A 21,279-nucleotide genomic window follows, 5' to 3' on the forward strand; every position below is an offset into this window, starting at 1 on the left:
CCCCGGCACCACCTGACGATCCCCCACGCAGCAGTCCTGCCCAGTTCTGCCGAGCTCGATGGTGGACGTATCGCCGACCGGTCAGTCGGTGAACGTGATGCGTACGCCTGCGGCGCCTCTGCGGCGCACGAGAGCGCCTACGAACTGGACAAACTGCGCAGCGAAGGCAGCGTCTGCCCTGCGTCTCGGGCCGCGTTTGCTCCCGCGTCTCGCAGAGGGGGAAACCCGGCGAACCAAGAACCGGCCTTGAGTTCGTGACGGCGGGCCAGGGTTCAACCGGCGTAAGCACTGGCGCGGCCTGGCCACCCGCTTCGACAACTGGCCAGCCACTACCAAGCCACACTGGATCTCGTCGAGGTCCTGGACCGGCTACGTGCCATGCCTGACGGCCATGATCTGCGAAGCGGAACCTAGACCGAAAGCTCCCGGCTCCGTGCTCGCTTCCAGTTGCCCTCGTTGCCCGTCATCGACGCTCCGCGTCGCCTGATGCCGTCGCCTTCCGCAGGTGGGCGAGGACGGGTTCGCTCTGGCCCACCACGGAGTGCCCGACTCCCGGCAGCAGGTGCACAGCTGCGTGCGGGACGGCACCGGCCAGACGTCGAGCGGTGTCCTGCGAGTCGAGCATGGCATCACGTTCGCCGGCGATGACCAACACGGGCATGGTCAGACGTCGCAATGCCACATCTGAGAAAACCGGCAGATGCTCCTTGCGGGGCTGAAACTGTTGGTGAGTAAGCGCCATATCCTCGAGGAACTCCTCAGCATCCGACATGTCTAGCCCAGCGACCGTCCTGAGCGTTCTGTGCATCCCCCAGCGCCCGAACGGCTTCAGTAGTAGGGCTTGGAAAATCCAGCCCCATTTCTGTCTGCCTACGCCGCCGGGGCACAGCAGTACAAGGCAGCTCACACGGCCTGCGCGTCGGGTGGCGTAGTCCAACGCCAGCCAGCCGCCGAGTGAGGCACCGACCATGGACGCCTGTGTCACCCCGAGCCCTTGTAGGACGTCGTCCAACCAATGGGCGTACGCCTCGGAGTTCAGCGGCGGGCGAGAAGGGGCGCTCAGCCCGGGTTCGCCGATCATGTCGACGGCGTAGACGCGGAAGTGTTCCGCCCAGGAGGCAACGTCTCCGATCCATATCGCCGAGTTGGTACCCGAGCCGTGGAACAGCAGTAGGGGCGGTGCTTGCTCGCGGCCGGAGACCACGACGAAGGTCTCGCCCTCGCGCGTCGGTATGCGCCGGTACTCGCAGGGCACAGGCCATGTGCGCAAGGTCTGGACGTATCGCTCGCGAATCCTCTCTCCGCCAGCCTCTGTCTTGTAGATCGCGGTCATGACTCCACCACCGTGTTGATGTACTCCAGCAGCTGCGCGCTGTCGCTCAGGCTGCCAAGGACGATGACCTTCATACGGCCTCTCTCCTCGTCGTATGCCGTCTCCACCCGCAGTGGCGCCTCGCCGGAGCGGCGGCTCGCGGAGGCACCCATGAGAAGGGTGGTCACACGGTGGGCCGTCTCGGCGCTGATGGCATCGATCTGGACGATGCTTGACACCTCGACATGTCGGTGCCGGCGTACCGTCTCGCCCGCCGACGCCGGACGCCCGGTGAACGCCTCGAGGTCCTCGTGCGCGATCCGGTACTGCTTGCCGATGCGGACAGCTGCGAGCCTGCCCTCGCGCACGTAGTTGCGAACCGTGCGGACGTGCAATCCGAGCAGGTCGGCGACCTGGGCTCAGGCGGCGGCAGTGATCACTCGCCGGCGGCTCGGAACACATCCTTCCCTACAACAACCGAGGAGGTTGTTCTGCCATTAGGCGGCGCGGCCGGCCTTGAGTACGGTCGCGGTATCGACTACACGGCGGGCCTGGTGACGGGCCGCCTGCAGGGCGACCTCACCGGGTGGGCCGTCGCCGGCCACATGGGAGGTGCCGTAGGGGTTGCCGGACTGGAACTGGATGGGGTCGGTGTAGCCGGGGGGCACGATGATGCCGCCCCAGTGGTGGAACGTGTTGCCCAAGGCGAGGAGGGTGGATTCCTGTCCGCCGTGGGCGGTGTTGGAGGCGGTGAAGGCCGAGTACACCTTGTCCGCGAGCTTGCCTTGGTACCACAGGGCACCGGTCGTGTCGATGAACGCCCGGAGCTGGCTGGCTGGGTTGCCGAAGCGGCTGGGGGTGCCGAACAGCACCGCGTCGGCCCAGGCCAAATCGTCGTGGCTGGCCTCGGCAACGTGGGCGGTGTCCCGAAGGTGCTGGGTCCACTCCGGCCTGGTGTTGATCGCCTCCGCTGGAGCCGTTTCGGCGACCTTGCGCAGTCGCACGCGTGCGCCGGCCTTTTCCGCACCCTCGGCGGCGGCCTGCGCCAAGGCGTGCACGGTACCGGTAGCGCTGTAGTAGATGATCGCGACGTTCACGGGTTCCACGATCGGTTCCTTCCTTCGTGTTCGGTTCACCGGTCCGACGACACAGCTCCGCGGAGTGTGAGGCGACGCGCCGACCTCACACATGGGCGCGCTGTCTCGTCAACTGGCGTAGGCAGAGCGACCAAGGGAGTGGCGACACCATGACCAACCCATCCGGGCCAGGACGCAGCCGGCCCGATCCGTGCCTGAGCGCGATCATGAGCGAGCGGCGTCAGCTGATCAATCTCGCGTACCGGCTCCTCGGCTCCCTGGCCGACGCCGAGGATGTCGTCCAGGAGACGTACACCCGCTGGTATGCCATGTCCGCACAGCAGCAGGAGGCCATCGAGTCCCCCGGCGCCTGGCTGACGACCGTCGCGAGCCGGATCTGCCTCGACCTGCTGCGCTCGGCACGGGCCCGGCGGGAGCGCTACGTGGGCGAGTGGATCCCGGAGCCGCTGCCCGACCGGACGGAGTGGATCGCCGGGCGGCCGGGCGCCACCATCTTCGACCCGGCCGACCAGGTCACCCTCGACGAGTCGGTCAACATGGCCTTCCTTGTCGTGCTCGAATCGATGACCCCGGCCGAGCGCGTTGCGTTCATCCTGCACGACGTCTTCCGCTATCCCTTCACCGAAGTCGCCGACATCGTCGGCCGCACCCCGGCGGCATGCCGCCAACTGGCCTCATCGGCACGCCGCCGCGTCCGCGCGTCGCAGGCTCCCACAACCACGACAGCCCGGCAGGCCGACATCATCAGGGACTTCAAGCAGGCATGGGAAGCCAAGGACATCAACGCCCTCATCGGTCTGCTCGACCCCGACGTCACGGCGATCGGCGACGGCGGTGGCCTCGTTAGCGCCGAACTCCGCCCGATCGAAGGCGCTGAGCAGATCGCGCGCACCATCGTCGATGTCGCCGGTAGGACATCCGACCTGACGATCCTGGAGCGTATGGTCAACGGCCAGCCCGGCCTGATAGCACAGCTGGATGGCGTCACCGTGACGGTGATGGCGTTCGACGTCGCGGGCGACCGGATCAAGCACATCTGGGCAGTACGGAACCCTGACAAACTCCGGCCCTGGACGGCCGGCTGACGCTTCTGCGTACCATCGCGACCGCTCCAGATCGCACTGCGGCGCTCAGCATCACGGCGGTCAGGCTGACGCCGTCGACCGCGATCTGCCCCTTCGCGACGACCAGCGGGATGAAACGCTCTGGCGGTTTGATCCACAGCCGCCGTGTCGCGCCATCGTCATCGACTCTGACGACCTTGCCCACGGCATCCGCGTTGCCCTGTATCAGGTGACCGCCGAGCGGGTCACCCACTGCCAAGGAGTCTCCACGTTGACCCGTGTGCCGGGCTGGAGTTGGTCGAGGGTCGATCTGCGGCGGGTCTCGGCCGCTAACCTGGCTTCGAGGATGTCCGTCTCGTGCTCGGTCCGGACACGATCAGCCCGACGCCGTTCAGGCAGATCGAACCCAGCCCGCTCGCGGCGGCCTTGGGGGCGCGGACAGCGATACGAGCCTGGTCGACGGTCACCACCGTGCCGACTTCATGAATGCGCCCGTGAACATCCGACACCACCTCTCGACAGCGGCGAGGACCGTCCTCACCGCGAGAAAAGTCAGGGGCCCGAAACTGAGCCCGAGAGGTGGCGGGGTGTCACCACGTGGCCCGGAATCACACCGAGTCGTCCCGCCGCGATCAGCGGAACCGGCGGGCTGTCACCGCCGCACCTTGGAATCGCACCGATCCATCTATACCACCTACCAGCCGCAAAGATCAACGTCGACGCGCGCCTGGCCAGACCAGTGGACGCGCCCGCCAGGCCACTGCACACAATGGCTGGACATGACTGCCTTCGACGCCGTGCTCTGCGACCTTGACGGAGTGCTCCGCCATTTCGACCATGCCGTTCAGGCTGAGATCGAGGCCCGGTTCGGCCTGCCTCTGATGCGGACCGCGTTCGATCCGACCCTCATCGGGCCGGCCACACTCGGCTTGATCACAGAGCAGGAGTGGACCGAGTCGGTCGCCCTGGCCCTGGGCGGCGACGAACGGGCAAAGCGCGCGGTCGCCGAGTTCATCGCCGTCCCCTTCGTGGTGGATGACCAAGTGCGGGCACTGCTGGCGAAGGCACGGCAACGGGTGCCGTTGGTGCTGGTGACCAACGCTACGGACACCCTGGATGAGCATCTGGACCGAATCGGGCTCACCCACTTCGCAGACGCCGTGGTCAGCAGTGCCAAGGTCGGGGTGGCCAAGCCCGACCAGCGCATCTACGAGATCGCCGCAGAACTCGCCGGGGCCGCGCCGGAGCGCTGCCTGTTCGTGGACGACCGCCTCGAAAACGTGCAGGCGGCCAGAGCGCTCGGCATGGCCGGGGTCCACTACCGCACGGTGGCGGACCTCGCCGCGGTGTTGACGTAGCGCAGGCTCAGGGCTTGAGGAAAGCGGCGAGTAGCGGGTTAACCTTTTCTGGGGCGTCCTCGTGGACGTTGTGTCCGGCGTCGGGGACGACGTGCACCGTGGCGCCGGGAATGCGCCTGCCGTACTCCTGTGCGTAGGAGGCCGGAAGCCACTGGTCGGCTTGGCCCCAGATCACGAGTGTGCGAGCGCGGAGCCGGGTGAGCCCGGCGTCCGTTGCCGAATAGTCCTGAGTCCGGACAAGCCGAATAAACGCCTCCCGCTTGTCCGGACGCGACATCCAGTGCCAGTTCTCATCCACGACCTCTGCCGTGACGCGGTCCTGGTGGGCGAAGGCGGTGCGCAGGCTCTTTTCGAAATCGGCGCGGCGCATCAGCTTGACCGCCAACTCGCCCACGACGGGCACGGAGAACAGCGCCGTCTGTGAGGCGAGCGGTTTGTCCAGGCCGGGGGAACCGAGGAGCACGAGCCGGTCGACGCGTGCCTGGTTGTGCTCGGCGTAGTACAGCGACCACGCGCCTCCCCAGGAGTGCCCGACCAGGGAGACGGTAAACAGCCCGGCCGCGTCCAGGAATGCCCCGAGAGCCCGTGCCATGGCAGGAATGTCGTAGGCGAATTCCCCCTTCACCGTGGTGTATCCCTGCCCCGGCAGGTCCACGGCGTAAACGGTGTGTTCACGCGCCAGCGCCGGAATCGAGTCCCGGTAGGAGTACAGCCACTGCGCCCCACCCGCCACCAGCACCACCGGCGAGCCGCTGCCCGTCTTGCTGTAGTGGAACCGGGCAAAAGGCGTGTCGAGATAGCTGCTTTCGTGCGGTGAGCGGTAGCCCTCGACCGCAGCCGGTTGCCAGCCGTACGCGCCGAACAGTGTCACAGCCACCAGCAACGCGATGCTGGCCGCCATCCATCGCGGCCAGCGCCGCCCGCGTCGCCGGCGGCGCCGGCGGACGGGCGATGCGGGAGAGGCCTGGGGTGTCTCGTCAAGATGGACCATGTCGCCTCTAGTCGTTGGAAAGGTCGTCACATGCCAGGACGGACGGGCGGTCGACGGCGTGACAGCGGCGGTGGTGACCTGCGCCACTCGCGCTGGGCGCGGCAAAGGGCGCCGTTTCTGGATCCCGTCCGATAGATGCTTAGCCTCTACCTGAAGGGCGTCGGACGGCTTCAGCAATCTGACTGATCCAGCCGGGACCGCACCTGCGTACCGTCATGATCAGCCGCGTGAACCTGGAGGAAATGCTGTGCGGGCCATCACTGTGGAGCCGGTGGGAACCGTCGTCGGCGGGCGCACCGAGGCGTTTGATGACGACTGGGACACCGTGGAGGCGGTGATACGCCTCGACGGCACCCGTTTCGAGCCGGATGCGCTCGCCGGGCTGGATGCGTTCTCGCATCTGGAGGTTGTGTTCCAGTTCCACCTCGTGAACCCGTCGTCCGTCAACAGCGCAGCCCGTCACCCACGAGACAATCCGGAATGGCCCAAGGTGGGAATCTTCGCCCAGCGGGGCAAGAACCGCCCGAACCTGCTGGGCGTCTCCCGCTGCCGCCTGCTCGCCGTGGACGGGCTCGACGTCCACGTGCACGGCCTGGACGCCATCGACGGCAGCCCGATCCTCGACGTCAAGCCCTACATGGCCGAGTTCGGCCCGCGGGGCCAGACGTCGCAACCGGCCTGGGCGACCGAGTTGATGAGTGCCTACTACTGATGAATTGGGAGATTCGGCGTGCTTCGGCGATGGATGTCGAGGCGGTGGCGCAGCTACGAGCCGTGGTGTTGCGGGCTGATCTGGAGCGGCTTGGTCGCTACGACGAGCAGCGGGTACGGCAGAGGCTGAGGGACGCGTTCGATCCGGCGCATACCTGGGTGATCGAGGTTGGCGGCGAGCTCGCCGGCTCCGTGGCGCTGCGGGAAGCCGAGGACGCCCGTTGGCTGGAGCACTTCTATCTGGCCCCGCACCTGCAGGGTCGCGGTGTCGGTTCGGGTGTCCTGCGGGGACTGCTGGAGCAGTGCGACCGTGACGGCGTGCCTGTACGGGTGAACGTGCTGCAGGGAAGCCCTGCCCGGCGGCTGTATGAGCGGCACGGGTTCACCCTGGAAACCGAGGATCCGGTGGACGTCTTCATGATTCGCAGCTCGGGAGGTCCGTCGGGGAGCGAACGAGTCTGATCGCGTGTCATTCCCGAAGGCTCGAGCACGCAATGGTTTCGGTTGCAGACGGCGGTTCCCCTCGCGGCGCACGACGGCTCCAGACCCCAACGGCCGGTGCGAGCCTCGGGGATGGATGAATGCTGTAGGCGCGCTGTTCCGGATCGGCCGGAGCGCGTCCTCGTGGGTGATTACATAAACGCGGTTGCTGGTGGTGGCACGGGTCAGGCCGACGTAAAGGTGCTCGCGGTGCGGCGTGTCGTCGGGCCAGCAGATGACCTGTGGTAACGGTCCGCTTGCGTAGCACCGCCTCCTCGACGACCACCCCACGCGTTCTCGGGGCACCTGACCTGCTTGTACCCGATTGATTAGGTAACCTCGAAGATCATTACGCGAGATCGCTCATCCATGTGTGAAACGCATGGCTGGGGGCGTGAGACAAAGCACTTCTTGGATGAAGGCAATCTGATCCGTGGCGACGGTCCGTCGCGTCGTTGGATCCGTGTAGAAGGAGAAGTGCGTGCCCGGATATAGCTTCAGCCTGCCGTGCGGCGCACGCTCGGCGAGTTGGCTGCTCAACGCCACAGGCGTCTCCGCGTCCTCGGTGGCGAGGCAGACCAGCAGCGGCACGGTCAGCCGCGCGGCCGCCTCTGCCGGCCGGTAGCGCATCATCTGCAGGATGCCGCGGGGCGCGACCTGGTTGCGCCACAGCGAGTTCCCGCCGGACAGCGTGCGCACATGGTCTTCGGCCCCGGCCGCGTTGGTGATCGCCCCCTCGCCCGGCTCACCGACCAGCGGGATGTAATGGGGTGTCAGGCCAAGCTTGCCCCGCAGCGCGTCCCACACGATAGCTGCCATGAGCCGGAGGCTTTGCGCCGTCGATCGTCCCTCGACGCGGCGCGGGAACCCGTTGAACGGTATCTGCGCCACCACGGCGGCGATCCGCGAGTCGTCTGCCGCGGCGGTGACGGCATGGGCTCCGCCGAGGGAGTTGCCCCACAAGACGATGCGGTCGGCGTCGACGGCTTCGTTAGCCCGGGCACAGGCCACCGCCGCCCGCACGTCGGCGAGCTGCCCGTCGAGGTCGACGACCTGGCGCGGATCGCCCTCGCTGCGTCCGAAGCTGCCGTAGTCGAACACCAGCGCGGCCAGCCCGGCGTCGGCGAAGGCCTCGGCCCACCCGAAGAGGCGATCCATCGTGCTGCCGAACCCGGAGCACATCACGACGCACGGCACCGGATGCGACACGTCCGGCCGGTACAGGTGACCGGATCGCTGGCCACCGTCGCTCGCAAAGGACACCTCGGCCCTCGTAAACTGACCCATGGTTAGGACGGTAGCAACGATCACTTACCGAGGGTAGGTAGCGGGGATGACGAGGGAGCGGATCCTGGCGGTCGCGGCGGCCCTGTTCGCCGAGCGCGGATACCGGGCCACCTCCATGCAGGAGATCGCCGACCGCGTCGGCATCACGAAGGCCGCGCTCTACTACCATTTCGCCGCCAAGGAGGACGTACTCCACGAGCTGACCGGCCCGGTGCTCGACGAACTGGAGCAGGGCTTGAACGAGGCGGAGGCCGCCGGCGATCCGGAGACGGTGCGCTGGCGAGCGATCGAGGCGTTCCTCGACGTGCACCTGCGCCACCGGGACACGCTGCTCATGCTGGTCCGAGACATGACCCTGCTGGTGCAGGCGCCGGTCGCCGACCGCTTCAAGGCCGCCATCGCCCTGGCGAACACGCTCGTCAGCGGCCCCCGCCCCGGGCTCGGCAAGCGCGTGCGCGCGGCTCAGGTGGTCGCCGGGCTCGCCGATCCTGTGGTGATGTTCCGGGACGTGTCACCGGCCCGGCTCCGGCGGCTGATTCTCGATGGTGCTCGCACGCTCCTGGCAGCCGAGGGCCCGATCGCCGACCACGCGGCGCCACCCGATGCGGGCGCCGTTCCCGAACCGGGTGGGCGCCGCTTGGCCGGCGGACGTCCCGCGGCGTTGACCGCCGAGGAGGTGGACGAGATTCGCCGCCTGCGTGAGACCGGCGGGCTTGGCGTTGACGAGTTGGCCGAGCGATACGGCGTCTCCCGCGCCACCATCTACCGCAGTCTCAAAACCCAGTGATGTTTTGCGACGGACGGGTTTTGAGACAGTGGCATCAGGCGGACGCGTGCGCGGCCGTAGAAGCATCTGACTTGGCTCCGAACCGCTCGAGTCTGTTGCGCCAGGCGAACCGGGAAACCCGGCAGGGCAAGAAGCCGCCGCAGACCCTTGCGGCGATGCGGAAAGCTGGCGCGCCTAGCTGGGTCGCTGACGCACGTCTCTACGTTCGCCGGCGTCGTGGATGTCGCGTTCGTCGTCGGTGTGTGCTCCCAAGGCGATCGTGGGCTGGTCGGCTGCCACCAGGAACGCTCGCTGCTCGCGGCAGGCGACGCTTCGACGTCACTCGCGGCCTTCGGCGTGGGGACCGCCGGGCCCCTCGCCGCCCCGGCAAGATCCTCACATCCGCACGCCGCAGATCGTCAGCTCCGGAGGGGCGGGCGGCCCCGCGGGCCGACGACCCCGCGCTGGTGGCCCACTACCTCAACCGAACCCTCGGCACGGTCGCGCTCGTCGCGGCCTGAAGACAAACCCTAAGGTGGAGTGCCATGTTGTACGGGCGTGACGCGGAACTGTCCGCCATCGACGAGTTGCTCGAGACCCGGTCCGGCACACTGATCGTGTGCGGTGAGGCGGGCATCGGCAAGTCTGCTCTGCTGCAGTACGCCGCCGCGAATGCGCAGGCGCGAGTGCTGCGGGTGACCGGTGTCGAGTCCGAGGCCGACCTGCCGTTCGCCGCCTTGCACCTGCTGCTTCGCCCGGTCCTCGATCACCTGGAGGCGCTGCCGGCGCAGCAGGCGGAGGCGTTACGCGGGGCGCTGGGCCTCGGCGACGCCACGCGGGCAGACCGCTTCCTCGTCGGGCTGGCCACCCTCAGCCTCCTCGCGGAACTGTCGGCCGAGACGCCCGTGCTCTGCCTGATCGACGACGCGCAATGGCTGGACGGCGAGTCGGCCGACGCGCTGTTGTTCGCTGCGCGCCGTCTGCATGCCGAGCCGGTCATGGTCCTGTTCGCGGCACGAGAGGGCTTTCCCACGAGAGGACTGCCCGAGCTCCGGCCGGGAAAGCTGGAGGCCGAGGCCGCCCGGAAGCTTCTGGCCAACCACTCGGCGGGCCTGCCGCCTGCCGTACGCGACCAGCTCGTCGCCGAGGCCCGGGGCAACCCGCTCGCCCTGACCGAACTGCCCCGCATGCTCGCCCCCGAGCAGCGCAATGGCGCCCTCGCCCCGCTGTCCTTCTCCCTCAGCAAGGCGCAGCCGGTGACGGACAGGGTGCTGATCGGATTCCGCGACCGCATCTCGGCACTTCCCGAGCCCACCCGCTCCTGCTTGCTGGTGGCAGCCCTCGATCACCACGACGAGCTGGACGTGCTGGCACGCGCCGTCGGCCGGCTCGGCGCCTCGCTGGAAGACCTCGCCGAAGCCGAGCGCGCCGGCCTGGTCCGGGTGTCCGCGGCGGGCGTCGTCTTCCATCATCCGCTGGTGCGTACCGCGGTGCTGTTGGCCTGCGACATCGCCGTCCGGATGGCCGCGCACCGGGCGCTGGCCGAGGCGGTCGATGACGACCGGCGAGCCTGGCACCTGGCTGCCGTCGCCCTGCGTCCCGACGAGCAGGTGGCCGGGCAACTGGAGAGCCTGGCCTTGCGCGCCCGGCTGCGCGGCGGGCAGACGGCGGTGTCGGCGGCCTACGCCCGGGCTGCGGAACTGTCCGCCGATCCCGCTGAAGCCGCACGCCGGTGGACGGCGGCCGCCGAGGCCGCGGCCGAGGCCGGCCTGTGGCTGCGCGCGGGTGAACTGGTGGGCAAGGCGCTACACCTCGCCGAGACCACGACGCTGAAGGGGGCTGTGCGGGCCGAGTTCGCCCACGTACGCGCGAAGCTGGAAATCGAGGCCGGCCGGCCGCTGGAGGCCGTCCGTCTGCTGCACGAAGGGGTCGAGGCGGCCGAGGACCTAGCCACCAGGCTGTCCCTGCTCGGCCTGGCCGGCTACTACACCTGGGCCAGTGCCACCCACCCCGACCAGGTGACGCTGGCCCGCCGTACCGAGGAACTCAGCCCGGACGGCGAGGGGTTGCCGGCCGTGGTGCGCACGTTTAACAGTGCCTTCCGCCAGATCCTGGCGGGTGAGCCGGTGACCACGCACGCCTACCGCCTGCTGGACAAGGCCGATCACCTGCCCTCCGAGCTGCGCTTTATTATCCTCTTCCAGGCCCTCGCCCGCGCCGATCACGCCGGCATGCTCAAGGGCGCGGCCGAGCTCGTCGAGGACTGCCGGGCGCAGGGACGGCTGGGACGCATGCCGCAGGCGATGACGCTGCTGGCCATCGCCCAGCTGTTGGGCGGCAGGCATCCCGCGGCGCGCGCCACGGCGGCCGAGGGGATGGTGCTGGCCGCCGACATCGGCCAGCCGATGTGGCGCGGCTACCTCGCCGGCGTGCGCGCTTGGCTGTCCGCTGCCGCCGGCGCCGAGCAGGAGTGCATGGTCATGGCGGAGCAGGCGATCCGCAACGTCGACCACCGCCACTGGATGCCGGGAGCTTGCTGGGCCGAGTGCGCGCGGGTGATCCTCGACTTCGGGCTTGGCCGCTACGAAGCCGTGCTGGACCGGGTCGACGGGGCGATGACGGGTCCCACGCGTCACGCCTTCCTCTGGCGGTACTACTGGCCGCACTACGTCGAGGCCGCCGTACGTGTGGGAGACCCGCAGCGCGCGCTGGAGCGGCTGAGGACGTACGCGGAGTGGGCAGAGGCGACCGGCCAGGCCACACCGCTCGCCGTTCTCCATCGAGTCCGAGCGCTGCTGGCTCCGGAGGACGCGGCGGGCGGGCTGTACGAGCGGGCGCTTTTCTTTCACGCCCAAGGCGGTCAGCCCTTCGAAGAGGCACACACCCGCCTGGTCTACGGGGAGTGGCTGCGCCGTCACAAGGGTCGCGTCGAGGCGCGCGTGCAGCTGCAGGCCGCCATGGAGGCCTTCGACCGGATCGGCGCGGCACCCTGGTCCGCACGCGCGGCCGCCGAGCTGCGCGCTGCCGGGCTGTCCCTGCCGGACCGTTCCGCGGCCGCGGGTTCGCTGGCCACGCTTACCCCGCAGGAGCTTCAGGTGGTACGGCTGGCCGTCACGGGCGCGTCCAATCGTGAGATCGGCGCGCAGCTTTTCCTGAGCCCGCGGACGGTCGCCTCCCACCTCTACAAGGCTTTTCCCAAGCTAGGCGTCACCTCCCGCGCCGAGCTGGCCAGGGTGAGTCACGCCCTGCCGTAGACGATCGCGAGTTCACGCGGCCGACGCTAGCCCGGTTACCTCCCGGCTCGCCTCCGTCAGATGACTGAACTACCTGCTGACAACCGTGCTGAAGGTGATCACCTCCCGCCCCTCTGCGCCGGAGAGAGTGATCGACACCTCCCATACGCCGTCCATGGCGAACATGTCCTCCTCGGCGACGAAGCGGCCGACGTCGGTCTGGACGGTGCCGACCGGCGGCCGGGCGTGGCCCATGCTCGGCATGACCGCCGCCAGGGTGACCGCTTCGGCCCTGCCCGAGGTCACCCGCACCTCGACGGGATCGGCCGGCAGCACGGCGACGGAGTACCGATCGCCGGCCACCTTCACGCTCGCCAGGCCGCTGCCCGGCCAGCTCGCTGTGACGAAGAACAGCCCACCAGCGACGAGCAGGCAGATGGCAATCAAGATCCGCGGGCGCCTCACCGGTCCACCGCCACGGCGAAGGACCGTGTCACCAGCCGACCTCCAATGGCGTACTGGGCCCACGCCAGGTAGCGGCCCGGTTCCGGCAGCGTGAGTGTGAAGCTCAGCACGGAGTCGGCTGCCGCTGTCCCGTGCGCGTGCGCCAGGTGGACGCCGTCCTCGCTCCTGACGATCAGGTGGCCGGGCATGCCCAGCCAGGTCTGGATCGGCCCCTCGGGGGTGATCTCGATGGTCACCGGGCTCCCGGCGGTCGGTGCTGTCGGGGTGAGGTAGGGGACGACCGTCTCTCCGGGCGAGGAGGCGAGCTCGGCCGCACCGGAAACCTCGAAGGCGCCGGAGACGAGCTGCCCGCCCGACTTCTGACGCTCGATCTCGGCGTAGGCGAGGTAGCGGCCCGGTTGCGGGACGCGCAGCCGTACCGTCAGCACCCCCGGCGCTGTCCGCAACGGGTGCACGTGCCGGAAGACCGCGCCGTCCTCGCTGCTGACGATCAGATGCGCGGGAGCCTCGTGGTGAATGGCGAGGTCGTCCACTGGCTGCCCGGTCGCGCCATCGGCGAGCCGCAGGGTCAAGGTGAACTCGGCGCCCGTGGCGGGTCGGGCAGGCAGCGTCGAGAACCGGCCCTGCGCGTACGGCCGCCCGAGCTCGGCCACGGGCGCGGCGCCCTCCGGCTGGGCGGCGGGCAGGTACGGCGCCAACAGCATCACCACGACCGCGACCGCCGTGGCCGCACTCGCGCTGCCCACGACGATCCGGGACATTCGGCGGGTTAGCACACCGCCCACCACCAGCACCCCAGCCAGCAGGAAGGCACCGTCCATCACCATCGTCCAGGAAGCGCTGCGCGGAACCAGCACCCGAAACGGAATCACCGAGACCTCGTCGCCGGCACGCACCCGCAGCTCGTACGGGCCGGCGTGGCTGGCCCGCAGCGAGGCGGGATCCCGCCCGACCCGGATGGAACCGGTCGATTGGCTCCCATCGGTCAGCGAGCGCAGTTCCAGCTCCAACCCCAAGGCCGTCGGGCGCAAGGCCTGCGCGCTCACCCGCAGCGGCGCCGGGACGCGGGAGACCCCGGCGACGACAAGCGTGACCTCGCCCGCCGCGAAGGTCTGCGTCACCCGCAGATCGGCTCCGGCCTCGACCACATGCGCACGGGCCGGAGCGGCCAGAGACAGCACGGCAAGGAGCGCGACTATGCACGGTATGAGGAGGAGCGCGGCACGGTCGTTGATCAACTTCATGGACCCAGACGTTAGCGAGCGACCCTCACCTATCGCCTCGGTCAGCTGACTGGCGTGATCCCCAGGCACATCAGTCACGTGACAGAGGCGGTGGCCATCGCGCTGTTCGTAGGGTCCGGGTCATGATCAAACGACCTGAACCCTACTCGGCAACCGTCATGGCGATCCTGGCCGTGGCCTTCTGCGTCTGGGCACTGCTTACCCTCCCCCTACAGGGCGCCGCGGTGCTCGTCGCGGCGAGCGTGCTGGGCTGGAGCGGCTGGATGGCCTTCAGCTACACCCGCCCGGTGAAGTCAAGAAAAGTGATCGCCGTCTACCTATGCGCGGTCGGCTTTCAGCTCATCCATATGGCCGAGGAGTACACCGGCGGCTTCCCCCACGAGATCGTCGAACTGTTCAACTCACCACGCGACTGGCCGGAGAACGAGTTCCTGCTCGTCTTCGTCTTCGGGTTCGGCGCACTTTACTTCTTCGCCGGTGCTGGCGCGCTCTACCAGATCCGCGTAGCCAACTTCTTCCTGTGGTGGTACGCGTTGGGTGCCGGCCTGCTCAACGGCATCGCCCACTTCGTCTTCCCGATCATCAAGGGCGGCTACTTCCCCGGCCTGTACACCGCCGGCGGCCACTTGATCATGAGCAGCTTGCTGATCTACTTCCTCATCAAGGAGAACCGCCACCTCAAGGCCGCGGAGCAGGAGCAAGAGATGTCCTTGGCAGTCAGGTAGCACCGACCCGCAATGAGGCCCTCCGTCGGCCGCGACTGCCCCGCCTGTGTGCCGATCAATGGCCAAGTTCCCGGCCCGAGCCGGCAACACCGTTCGGACCATCCGGGCCACCCTGGACATCAGGTGACAGCTATCGCGGATCGCGCGCACGCACCGGGTTCCCCGGCGCGGTGATCCCGATCCCCGGGGCTAGACGAGTCGCGGCCGGCGGTGGTCTGGTCGGCGTCGGGCTGCCGTGGACGTCGACGGCGGCCATCACGGCCGTCCAGACCACCGCGCGGGCGACCCGGAAGCTGCAGAAGCTGGTCCGGCGCCGGGCCAAGCTGGTCGCGTTGCGGTCTGGGTTGAAGGCTCAGGTGCATGCGGTGCTGGCAAAATGCGGGGTGGCCGTGCCTATGTCGGACCTGTTCGGTGTCGGCGCGGCCCGCAAGCTGATCACCCTGGTCTACTACGGGCTCCTCAACCGGCACATCCGCGCCCTGGCCCGCGCCCGGCGTGAGCACGTCCGGACGCGGCCATGCACGCGAGGTTAGCCATCGACGCAGCCAACACTCCCCGCCCGATCAAAGGTCGCAGCTGACGTAGGAGCACAGCTTCAGGTTGAACGACTGCGGATCGCCCACATTCAAGGCATATTTACGAAGTGACCCGGCTGAACAGCAGGTCAGCTGACGCGACCCTAGCGGGCCGGTTCCATCCCTGACGTCGACGACTTGGCTCCCCGTCCGACCCGTAGCGCGGCCTCGCGGGCCCCGGTACGGATCTACACGTCTGTGTTTGGCAGGAACTGCGGCAAGAGCACTTGCTGGGCGGCAGCGACGACTGCCTGGGCAGCGACACCCAGGTGCTGCGCGCACGTTCCTAAGTCGATCATGGCCCGCGTTTTCCACTCGGGTCCTGTGCCATTGTGGTGGCGGTCCGGTCACGTCGGCAGGACCTTGCCGAGGCGCTTCACCGATACTCCCGGTACGTTCAGTCGGCGGTCCGCTGACGGAATAGAGCCTCTGCGGCGGCCCAGGCCCGGGGCATGCCGAACTCCGCAACGCCGCGAAGCAGATCGCGCAGGGTTTCATCGGTGGCGCCGGCGGCCCTGGCGAGTTCGGCGTGTAGGCGCAGGGATTCGCCGAGCGTCTGGTAGAGGACATCCACGACCAGGCAGGCGATCGCGCGCTCGCGGATGCTGAGGCCGGGCCGGCGCCAGCGCTGGGCGAGCTGATCCTCGGTGAACGCCGCCAGGCCGGCGTCCACCTTTTTCAGATCGTTCACCGCGCGAGCCAGTGGACCGGTCAGTGGCACCGAAATGACCGGATCGGTGTCTTGCGCCTCGGGCAGGCCGAGCTCGGCCAAGCGCTGGAAGGCCGAGACCAGAATGGGGTACCCGACGTAGGGCGCGAGGTGGCGATAGAGCTCCCTGATCGCCTCGGGTTCGACGCCGTGGGTCAGAGCCATCTGGACGTGCATGGCCAACGGGGTGTCCAGGTGCGGATGGCACAGGTCGGCGGTCAGGCAGACGAAAGCCTTCTCGCGCATAGTCAGGTGGGTCAGCCCCCACAGGTTGTGGCCCACGCCGACGGCAAGGCGGGCGAAGACGGGGTCAAGCGCGGTGAGGGCATCGGCCCCTGCGAGCTGGGTCATGATGATGTGCTCCGTTCAGGACAGACCGAGTGCGCGCAGGCGCAGGGTGTCGAGGGCGTACTGGGGAACGATGCGGCCGAGCGTGCTCATCAACCGCGACTTCTTACCGACCGGGTAGCGGGAGCGAGGTTTGCGCGCGGTCAAGGCATGCAGGACGGCGCGGGCGACCACATCGGGGCTCGAGCCCGAGCGCTCCTCCTGTAACCCAGCCGCCGTCATGGTCCGGTAGGCGGCGCCGTAGAGCCGCCGGCCCTCAGGACCGAGAGAACCCAGCCGGGGCTCCACCTCTTCCTCAAGCTTGTCGACCGCCTCGGTGTGGATGGAGCCGGGCTCGATGAGAACTGCGCGGACGCCCCAGGGCTTGACCTCCATGCGCAGCGCGTCGTTGAGCGAGCGGATGGCGTGCTTGGAGGAGCACAGCGGGCCGCCGAACGGCAAGGTGATCCAGCTGCCCACCGAGCCGACGGTGACCACCCTGCCGCGCGATGCGCGCAGCATCGGCAGCATGGCCTGCGTGACGGCCACCTGGCCGAACACGTTGACCTCGTACTGCCAGCGCAGCGCGTCGAGCGGGACGAACTCCACCGGTCCGGTGACACCGATGCCGGCATTGTTCACCAAGGCGTCGAGGTGGCCAAGGCGCTCCGCAGCATCCGCGATCTGACCGGTGTCGGTGACGTCGAGTTTGATGGGGATGACGGTCGGGCCGAGCGCCTCGCCGTCGGCCTCCTTGCGTATCCCGGCATAGACGCTGAAGCCCTCTCGCGCCAGCATGAGCGCGGTGGCCCGGCCGATTCCGGTGGACGCGCCGGTCACCAACACTGTCTTGGACATGGTGTGCTCCCGAAGATCGATCTGTCTGGGGTGAACCGCCTGGATGCCCAGGCCGATGCGCTCAACTGATGGCTTGTCGCCGCTATAGCACTAGCTGAGGAGCGTGAGCCGCCTGCTCCGCGGCCTTGAGCTGCCGTTCTCCTTGGACTTCGCCGGACGGGCGTGGCTGAAGGCCATCCAGCCGTTCCAGGCCAGCACACGACAAGCACGCTGGCCACCACGAGGATGGCGGCACCTTGCAGAGGCGTGAGCAGCGCCCAGGTGCAGAAAGCAGTGGCGAGGATCGCCCATCACGCTCGCCGATTAGGGTTCGGGACGTTTGGCCATGGCCGCAACTGTAGGAAGCCCGCAATGCCGGCCGCTTCCGTTACGTGACTGGTGAGCGTCCGGGGTACCTCAGTCGCCTGACGTGAGCGCGACGCGAGGGCACCCGCCCCGCATCTGCGCAAGGAGCCGGTCAATGCCCGGCCGACGACGTGATCCGCGGCCCGGCTGCCGCGACGCACACTTCGACGCAGCGAGGTCACGCCCATGCGCAGACGACCGCAGTCGGTGTGCTGGTATGAGTGGCAGGAACATCAGTCAGGCAACGGAGGCGATCCGCGAGGGCCTCTCGCTAGCGTCGGTACGTGAAGCTCATCAATGATCATCTGGCCGTCAAGGCCCGGGAGCTGCCGCCGACCGACGACGGTTTCCTCATGCTGGCCGGCGAGGTCGGCACGTGGCGCGGCTATTTCGCGTCCCCTCCCCCGCAGCTGCCCGCCAGACTCAAGGCCCTGGCCGCGCGCATCGAAGCGCGCGAGGCGAACGTGTTCCGCGCCGTCCTGCGTACGCCTGGTGAGGGCGACGAACTGCTGGCCGCAAGGGGCATCCGGCCGGCGCGCTATGACGTCGCGGTGCTGATTCGTTCCGAGTCCGTGGATGCCGCGCTGGCAGTGCGTGAGAGTGCCGTCTACAAGGAGCTTGCCGAGACCATGGGCGCGGCGGCTCGCCGTACCCACCAGATCGTCGCGAGTAACGCCGGCCGGCTCGGAGACGTGAACCACGGCCAGGACCATTGCTTTCTGTTCAACTACTTCTACGCCGACGACCGCGAGACGCTGCTGAAGGTGTGGCAGTACACCGCCGGGTGGTTCCAGGCCAAGACCGCGCTGCCCAACTCCGCACTGATGCAGCCGCTGGAGGGTGAACCCGCCGACTACGGGCTCGTCAACCACGCGAGCTGGCCGAACTGGCGGACCTTCCTGCCCAGCCTGATCTTCCGGCCGACGTTCCGCAGCTTCGTGCTGGCCAATTTCAAGGCCAACGGTGTCGCCGCCCAGCCGATCATCTATCGGCGGGTGTGACCTGCCTCAGGTCACACCCGTCAGCCAGATTCTTGGAGCAGCGATACGGCGGGGAGATCGCGCTTCTGCCGGACCATGGCGTGCGCCCGCTTACCCGGACCAGCGAAGGCACGAGCTGGCAGGTGCGGGGGGTAACGGGGCACGGCCCGGAGGCTGGGATAGGTCAGCCGAACCGCTGCGGCGGTTGCTGTGTTGGCCGGGTCGGATGTGTGACGGTCAGTTACGTTGCTGATCGGTGTCGTGGCGGTTGTCGGCCCTTCCTTGGTTTCGGCGAGGTAGGAGGGTAGCGAGTGGGAGGAGCAGGAGGACGGACCCGAGTGACCACCAGAAGGTGGTCGCGTACGCGTCGGTGCCGGTCGCGTGGTCGCTGATCTGTTGTTGGAGGATCAGCGCGACGACCGCGGTGCCGAAGGATGCACCAAGGCGCTGGATGACGTTGGTGGCGCTGGTCGCCCGGGGGATCGCGGAGTGCGGTAGCTGCTGGTAGGCGGCTGCCATCGTGGGCACTCCCACAGCGCCCAGGCCGATGCCACGCAGCAGCAAGGACGCGCTGAGCAGGACGTCGTTGGGGTTGGCTGGAAGCTGGGTGTAGGCGAGCGTGCCGACGGTGGTGATCAACGCACCGACGGCTACTAGCGGTCTGGCACCGATCCGGTCGGCCAGGGGGCCGACGACGGCCAGGGCGAGGGCGGTGCCGATGCCTTGGGGGGCGAGGGCGAGGCCTGTGGTGAGTGGGTCGAACCCACGGACCTGTTGGTAGTAGAGCGGCAGCAGGAACAGCGGACCGTAGAGCGCCGCGCCCGACAGGAACATCAGCGTGGCGGACGCGCTGAACGACCGGTATCCGAATAGGCGTACGTCGACGATCGGATCTTTGGTCGTGCGTAGGGCGTGCGCGACGAACACCGTAAGCAGGGCGAGACCGATCACGATCGGTACGGCCACACCGGTGGCGGCGAAACTGGACTCCTCACCCGCCCGGGACAGGCCGTAGACCATGGCCACGACGGCCGGTGAGAGCAAGGCGAGGCCGAGCACATCAAGTGGCTGGCGGCCGCCCGCCGGGTCGGCCGGAAGGCTCCGTCAGGCCAGCACGATGGCGAGCAGGCAGACGGGCACGTTGATCAGGAAGATCCAACGCCAGGACAGCCCGTTCAAGATGACACCACCGAGCACCGGCCCAACGATGGGAATGAGGTTCCCGGGGACGGCGGTCAACGCCATGACCCGGCCGAAGCGCCGAGAGCCGGCGGCCTGCGCCAGGATGACCTGGGTCAGCGGCAGAATCATCCCGGCGCCGAGCCCCTGCACTACACGGAAGGCGATCAAGCTGCCTGCCGACCAGGCGGTACCGCACAGCACGGAACCGGCGAGGAACAGTGTCAGCACCGATAGCCAGGTCGTCTTGGCGCCGAAGCGATCGACGCACCATCCAGTGAGTGGGATGACCAGGGCCATCGCGAGCAGGTAGGCCGTGGATACCCATTGCACGGTGGAAACAGGCACGGTGAAAGCCTCGCCGAGTTGATCCAGCGCGACGCTGATGATCGTGGTGTCCAGCAGCGCGGCCACCGCACCGAAGAGCACGATCCCGGCAAGCTTGAGTAGCGCCGGATCCAGTCGTTCCGCCGACGCGGGGGTGTCGGTCAGGGACGGCTTCCCGGTGTCTCGGCTCGCAGCCTGCCGCAACGGGTCCTGCTCGGTCACGCCTTGTCCGCCCATGTAGTGGCCCATCTTCCGCCGGACGGGTGTCGTTTGGTCATGGCCCGGACGCTACGAACAGCACTATGGCCGCCGCCTCTGTCAGGTGACTGATGTACCTGGGGATCACGCCAGTCAGGTGACCGAGGCGATAGGTGAGGGCCGCTCGCTAGCGTCTGCGTCGGCTGGTGGTGGCGGGCACTGCGTGCCGCCCGCGCCACCCAGCCCTACCCTGCTTGATCAGCACTCTCATAGGAGCATCCCGATGGCCATGGCGATCGCGTTCTCCGCCTACGGCGGCCCCGATGTGCTACACCCCATCGACATCGACCCACCACTTGCCGAAGCTGGCCAAGTCCGCGTCCGGGTCAAGGCCGCCGGCGTCAATCCCGTCGACGTCAAACTGCGGCGCGGCGACTTCGCCGCCACCATGCCCATCAAATTTCCGTGCCGCCTCGGCAACGAATACGCGGGCATCATCGACCAGGTCGGGGACGGCGTGGCCGGCTTCGTGACCGGCGATGAGGTTCTCGGCTCGGCGACCGGCCAGGCCTATGCCGAATATGTGCTCGTCAACGCCGCCGACGTGGTGCGTAAGCCCGCCGACATGCCGTGGACGGTCGCCGGCGGCCTCCCCGCGGTCGGCCAGACCGCCTACACCGCACTACGCCAAATCGCGGTCCAGCCTGGTGACACCGTTCTGATCCACGCCGCCGCCGGCGGTGTGGGCACCATGGCCGTGCAACTTGCTCGTCTCTGGGGGGCCACCGTCATCGGCACCGCAAGCGAACACAACCACGACTACCTCCGGTCGCTCGGCGCGATCCCAGTCGCCTATGGAGACGGTCTCGTCGCCTCCCAATCCCCAACTCGTCCACGAGATCGGAACGGTGCGTCCGCCTAGCCTAGATGATTGAGTCCGATGTCCTGGCTGGTCAATGGTCGTACGCGATGAGTGATCGTTTTCTGGGTTCGCCGATGTTGGTGTTGTGCCAGATGCAGGTGGCCATCGCGAGCAGGCGCTGGCCGG

At 68.3% G+C, this 21,279-nt stretch carries 21 protein-coding genes and 2 pseudogenes; 10 read left to right on the forward strand and 13 right to left on the reverse strand.

Annotated features, from left to right (window positions below; genetic code table 11):
• Nucleotides 1-463: 463 nt before the first annotated feature.
• The 3 genes and pseudogenes from C1I99_RS14490 to wrbA all read right to left on the reverse strand — a co-directional run bounded on the left by C1I99_RS14490 (nucleotide 464) and on the right by wrbA (nucleotide 2,409).
• Nucleotides 464-1,333: an alpha/beta fold hydrolase gene (locus C1I99_RS14490; RefSeq protein WP_111134746.1), complete on the reverse strand. Its 870-nt coding sequence runs from the start codon at nucleotides 1,331-1,333 to the stop codon at nucleotides 464-466.
• Nucleotides 1,330-1,719, reverse strand: a pseudogene (locus tag C1I99_RS14495) (helix-turn-helix domain-containing protein); the annotation flags it as partial. The gene C1I99_RS14490 and the pseudogene C1I99_RS14495, both read right to left, overlap by 4 nt.
• 90 nt (nucleotides 1,720-1,809) lie before the next feature.
• Nucleotides 1,810-2,409 carry an NAD(P)H:quinone oxidoreductase gene (gene wrbA / locus C1I99_RS14500; RefSeq protein WP_325049208.1) on the reverse strand — a complete coding sequence of 200 codons (600 nt, stop codon included), beginning with the start codon at nucleotides 2,407-2,409 and terminating at the stop codon, nucleotides 1,810-1,812.
• 149 nt (nucleotides 2,410-2,558) lie between these two features.
• On the opposite strand from wrbA, the gene sigJ reads away from it, so the two are divergent.
• Nucleotides 2,559-3,494: an RNA polymerase sigma factor SigJ gene (sigJ, locus tag C1I99_RS14505; RefSeq protein ID WP_111134748.1), complete on the forward strand. Its 936-nt coding sequence runs from the start codon at nucleotides 2,559-2,561 to the stop codon at nucleotides 3,492-3,494.
• On the opposite strand, the gene C1I99_RS35000 is transcribed toward sigJ, so the two are convergent.
• Entirely contained in the window at nucleotides 3,436-3,726 is a 291-nt protein-coding gene (locus C1I99_RS35000; RefSeq protein WP_158554062.1) for a hypothetical protein, read from the reverse strand. The genes sigJ and C1I99_RS35000 overlap by 59 nt on opposite strands.
• Before the next feature lie 526 nt (nucleotides 3,727-4,252).
• Between C1I99_RS35000 and C1I99_RS14520 the strand changes: the two genes are divergently transcribed.
• Entirely contained in the window at nucleotides 4,253-4,831 is a 579-nt protein-coding gene (locus C1I99_RS14520; protein ID WP_111134750.1) for an HAD family hydrolase, read from the forward strand.
• A 7-nt stretch (nucleotides 4,832-4,838) separates the two neighbouring features.
• On the opposite strand, the gene C1I99_RS14525 is transcribed toward C1I99_RS14520, so the two are convergent.
• Nucleotides 4,839-5,732, reverse strand: a complete 894-nt coding sequence (locus tag C1I99_RS14525; RefSeq protein ID WP_158554063.1) for an alpha/beta fold hydrolase — start codon at nucleotides 5,730-5,732, stop codon at nucleotides 4,839-4,841.
• A gap of 337 nt (nucleotides 5,733-6,069) precedes the next feature.
• Here C1I99_RS14525 and C1I99_RS14530 point away from each other — a divergent pair, with 337 nt between their 5' ends.
• Together C1I99_RS14530 and C1I99_RS14535 are read left to right on the forward strand one after the other, a co-directional pair.
• Entirely contained in the window at nucleotides 6,070-6,534 is a 465-nt protein-coding gene (locus tag C1I99_RS14530) for an SAM-dependent methyltransferase (RefSeq protein ID WP_199562120.1), read from the forward strand.
• A 29-nt stretch (nucleotides 6,535-6,563) separates the two neighbouring features.
• Nucleotides 6,564-6,995 carry a GNAT family N-acetyltransferase gene (locus tag C1I99_RS14535; protein WP_233512503.1) on the forward strand — a complete coding sequence of 144 codons (432 nt, stop codon included), beginning with the start codon at nucleotides 6,564-6,566 and terminating at the stop codon, nucleotides 6,993-6,995.
• A gap of 381 nt (nucleotides 6,996-7,376) precedes the next feature.
• On the opposite strand, the gene C1I99_RS14540 is transcribed toward C1I99_RS14535, so the two are convergent.
• Nucleotides 7,377-8,300 carry an alpha/beta hydrolase gene (locus C1I99_RS14540; protein ID WP_111134752.1) on the reverse strand — a complete coding sequence of 308 codons (924 nt, stop codon included), beginning with the start codon at nucleotides 8,298-8,300 and terminating at the stop codon, nucleotides 7,377-7,379.
• A gap of 46 nt (nucleotides 8,301-8,346) precedes the next feature.
• Between C1I99_RS14540 and C1I99_RS14545 the strand changes: the two genes are divergently transcribed.
• Both C1I99_RS14545 and C1I99_RS14550 read left to right on the forward strand, forming a co-directional pair.
• The gene (locus tag C1I99_RS14545; RefSeq protein ID WP_111134753.1) at nucleotides 8,347-9,087 is read left to right on the forward strand and encodes a TetR family transcriptional regulator; all 741 of its coding nucleotides are present in this window, start codon (nucleotides 8,347-8,349) and stop codon (nucleotides 9,085-9,087) included.
• Between the two features lie 524 nt (nucleotides 9,088-9,611).
• On the forward strand, nucleotides 9,612-12,320 hold the full coding sequence (locus tag C1I99_RS14550) for a helix-turn-helix transcriptional regulator (protein ID WP_111134754.1): 2,709 nt from the start codon (nucleotides 9,612-9,614) through the stop codon (nucleotides 12,318-12,320).
• Between the two features lie 69 nt (nucleotides 12,321-12,389).
• On the opposite strand, the gene C1I99_RS14555 is transcribed toward C1I99_RS14550, so the two are convergent.
• Nucleotides 12,390-12,764, reverse strand: a complete 375-nt coding sequence (locus C1I99_RS14555; RefSeq protein WP_111134755.1) for a hypothetical protein — start codon at nucleotides 12,762-12,764, stop codon at nucleotides 12,390-12,392.
• A complete protein-coding gene (locus tag C1I99_RS14560) occupies nucleotides 12,761-13,885 on the reverse strand; it encodes a DUF8832 domain-containing protein (protein WP_146603960.1) in 1,125 nt (374 codons plus the stop codon). The genes C1I99_RS14555 and C1I99_RS14560 overlap by 4 nt, the downstream gene beginning before the upstream one ends.
• 245 nt (nucleotides 13,886-14,130) lie before the next feature.
• On the opposite strand from C1I99_RS14560, the gene C1I99_RS14565 reads away from it, so the two are divergent.
• Together C1I99_RS14565 and C1I99_RS33335 are read left to right on the forward strand one after the other, a co-directional pair.
• Complete coding sequence (locus C1I99_RS14565; protein ID WP_111134757.1) at nucleotides 14,131-14,733, forward strand: HXXEE domain-containing protein; 603 nt, start codon at nucleotides 14,131-14,133, stop codon at nucleotides 14,731-14,733.
• 170 nt (nucleotides 14,734-14,903) lie between these two features.
• Nucleotides 14,904-15,266: a hypothetical protein gene (locus C1I99_RS33335; protein WP_199562122.1), complete on the forward strand. Its 363-nt coding sequence runs from the start codon at nucleotides 14,904-14,906 to the stop codon at nucleotides 15,264-15,266.
• Nucleotides 15,267-15,705: 439 nt separating this feature from the next.
• Here the strand turns inward: C1I99_RS33335 and C1I99_RS14575 are convergent, their stop codons facing one another.
• Together C1I99_RS14575 and C1I99_RS14580 are read right to left on the reverse strand one after the other, a co-directional pair.
• Nucleotides 15,706-16,368, reverse strand: a complete 663-nt coding sequence (locus C1I99_RS14575) for a carboxymuconolactone decarboxylase family protein (RefSeq protein ID WP_111134758.1) — start codon at nucleotides 16,366-16,368, stop codon at nucleotides 15,706-15,708.
• A 15-nt stretch (nucleotides 16,369-16,383) separates the two neighbouring features.
• The gene (locus C1I99_RS14580; RefSeq protein ID WP_111134759.1) at nucleotides 16,384-17,202 is read right to left on the reverse strand and encodes an SDR family oxidoreductase; all 819 of its coding nucleotides are present in this window, start codon (nucleotides 17,200-17,202) and stop codon (nucleotides 16,384-16,386) included.
• A 629-nt stretch (nucleotides 17,203-17,831) separates the two neighbouring features.
• On the opposite strand from C1I99_RS14580, the gene C1I99_RS14585 reads away from it, so the two are divergent.
• On the forward strand, nucleotides 17,832-18,548 hold the full coding sequence (locus tag C1I99_RS14585) for a hypothetical protein (RefSeq protein WP_111134760.1): 717 nt from the start codon (nucleotides 17,832-17,834) through the stop codon (nucleotides 18,546-18,548).
• A gap of 216 nt (nucleotides 18,549-18,764) precedes the next feature.
• Here the strand turns inward: C1I99_RS14585 and C1I99_RS14590 are convergent, their stop codons facing one another.
• Nucleotides 18,765-19,586, reverse strand: coding sequence for an MFS transporter (locus C1I99_RS14590; RefSeq protein ID WP_111134761.1), 822 nt, complete (start codon nucleotides 19,584-19,586; stop codon nucleotides 18,765-18,767).
• A gap of 45 nt (nucleotides 19,587-19,631) precedes the next feature.
• Nucleotides 19,632-20,255 carry an MFS transporter gene (locus C1I99_RS14595; protein ID WP_158554065.1) on the reverse strand — a complete coding sequence of 208 codons (624 nt, stop codon included), beginning with the start codon at nucleotides 20,253-20,255 and terminating at the stop codon, nucleotides 19,632-19,634.
• Nucleotides 20,256-20,514: 259 nt separating this feature from the next.
• Here C1I99_RS14595 and C1I99_RS14600 point away from each other — a divergent pair, with 259 nt between their 5' ends.
• On the forward strand, nucleotides 20,515-21,153 hold the full coding sequence (locus C1I99_RS14600) for an NADP-dependent oxidoreductase (RefSeq protein ID WP_111134763.1): 639 nt from the start codon (nucleotides 20,515-20,517) through the stop codon (nucleotides 21,151-21,153).
• Nucleotides 21,154-21,184: 31 nt separating this feature from the next.
• Here C1I99_RS14600 and C1I99_RS35200 read toward each other — a convergent pair.
• Nucleotides 21,185-21,279: pseudogene (locus tag C1I99_RS35200) on the reverse strand (IS982 family transposase); the annotation flags it as partial.

This window comes from Micromonospora deserti (assembly GCF_003236335.1).
Lineage (GTDB): Bacteria > Actinomycetota > Actinomycetes > Mycobacteriales > Micromonosporaceae > Micromonospora > Micromonospora deserti.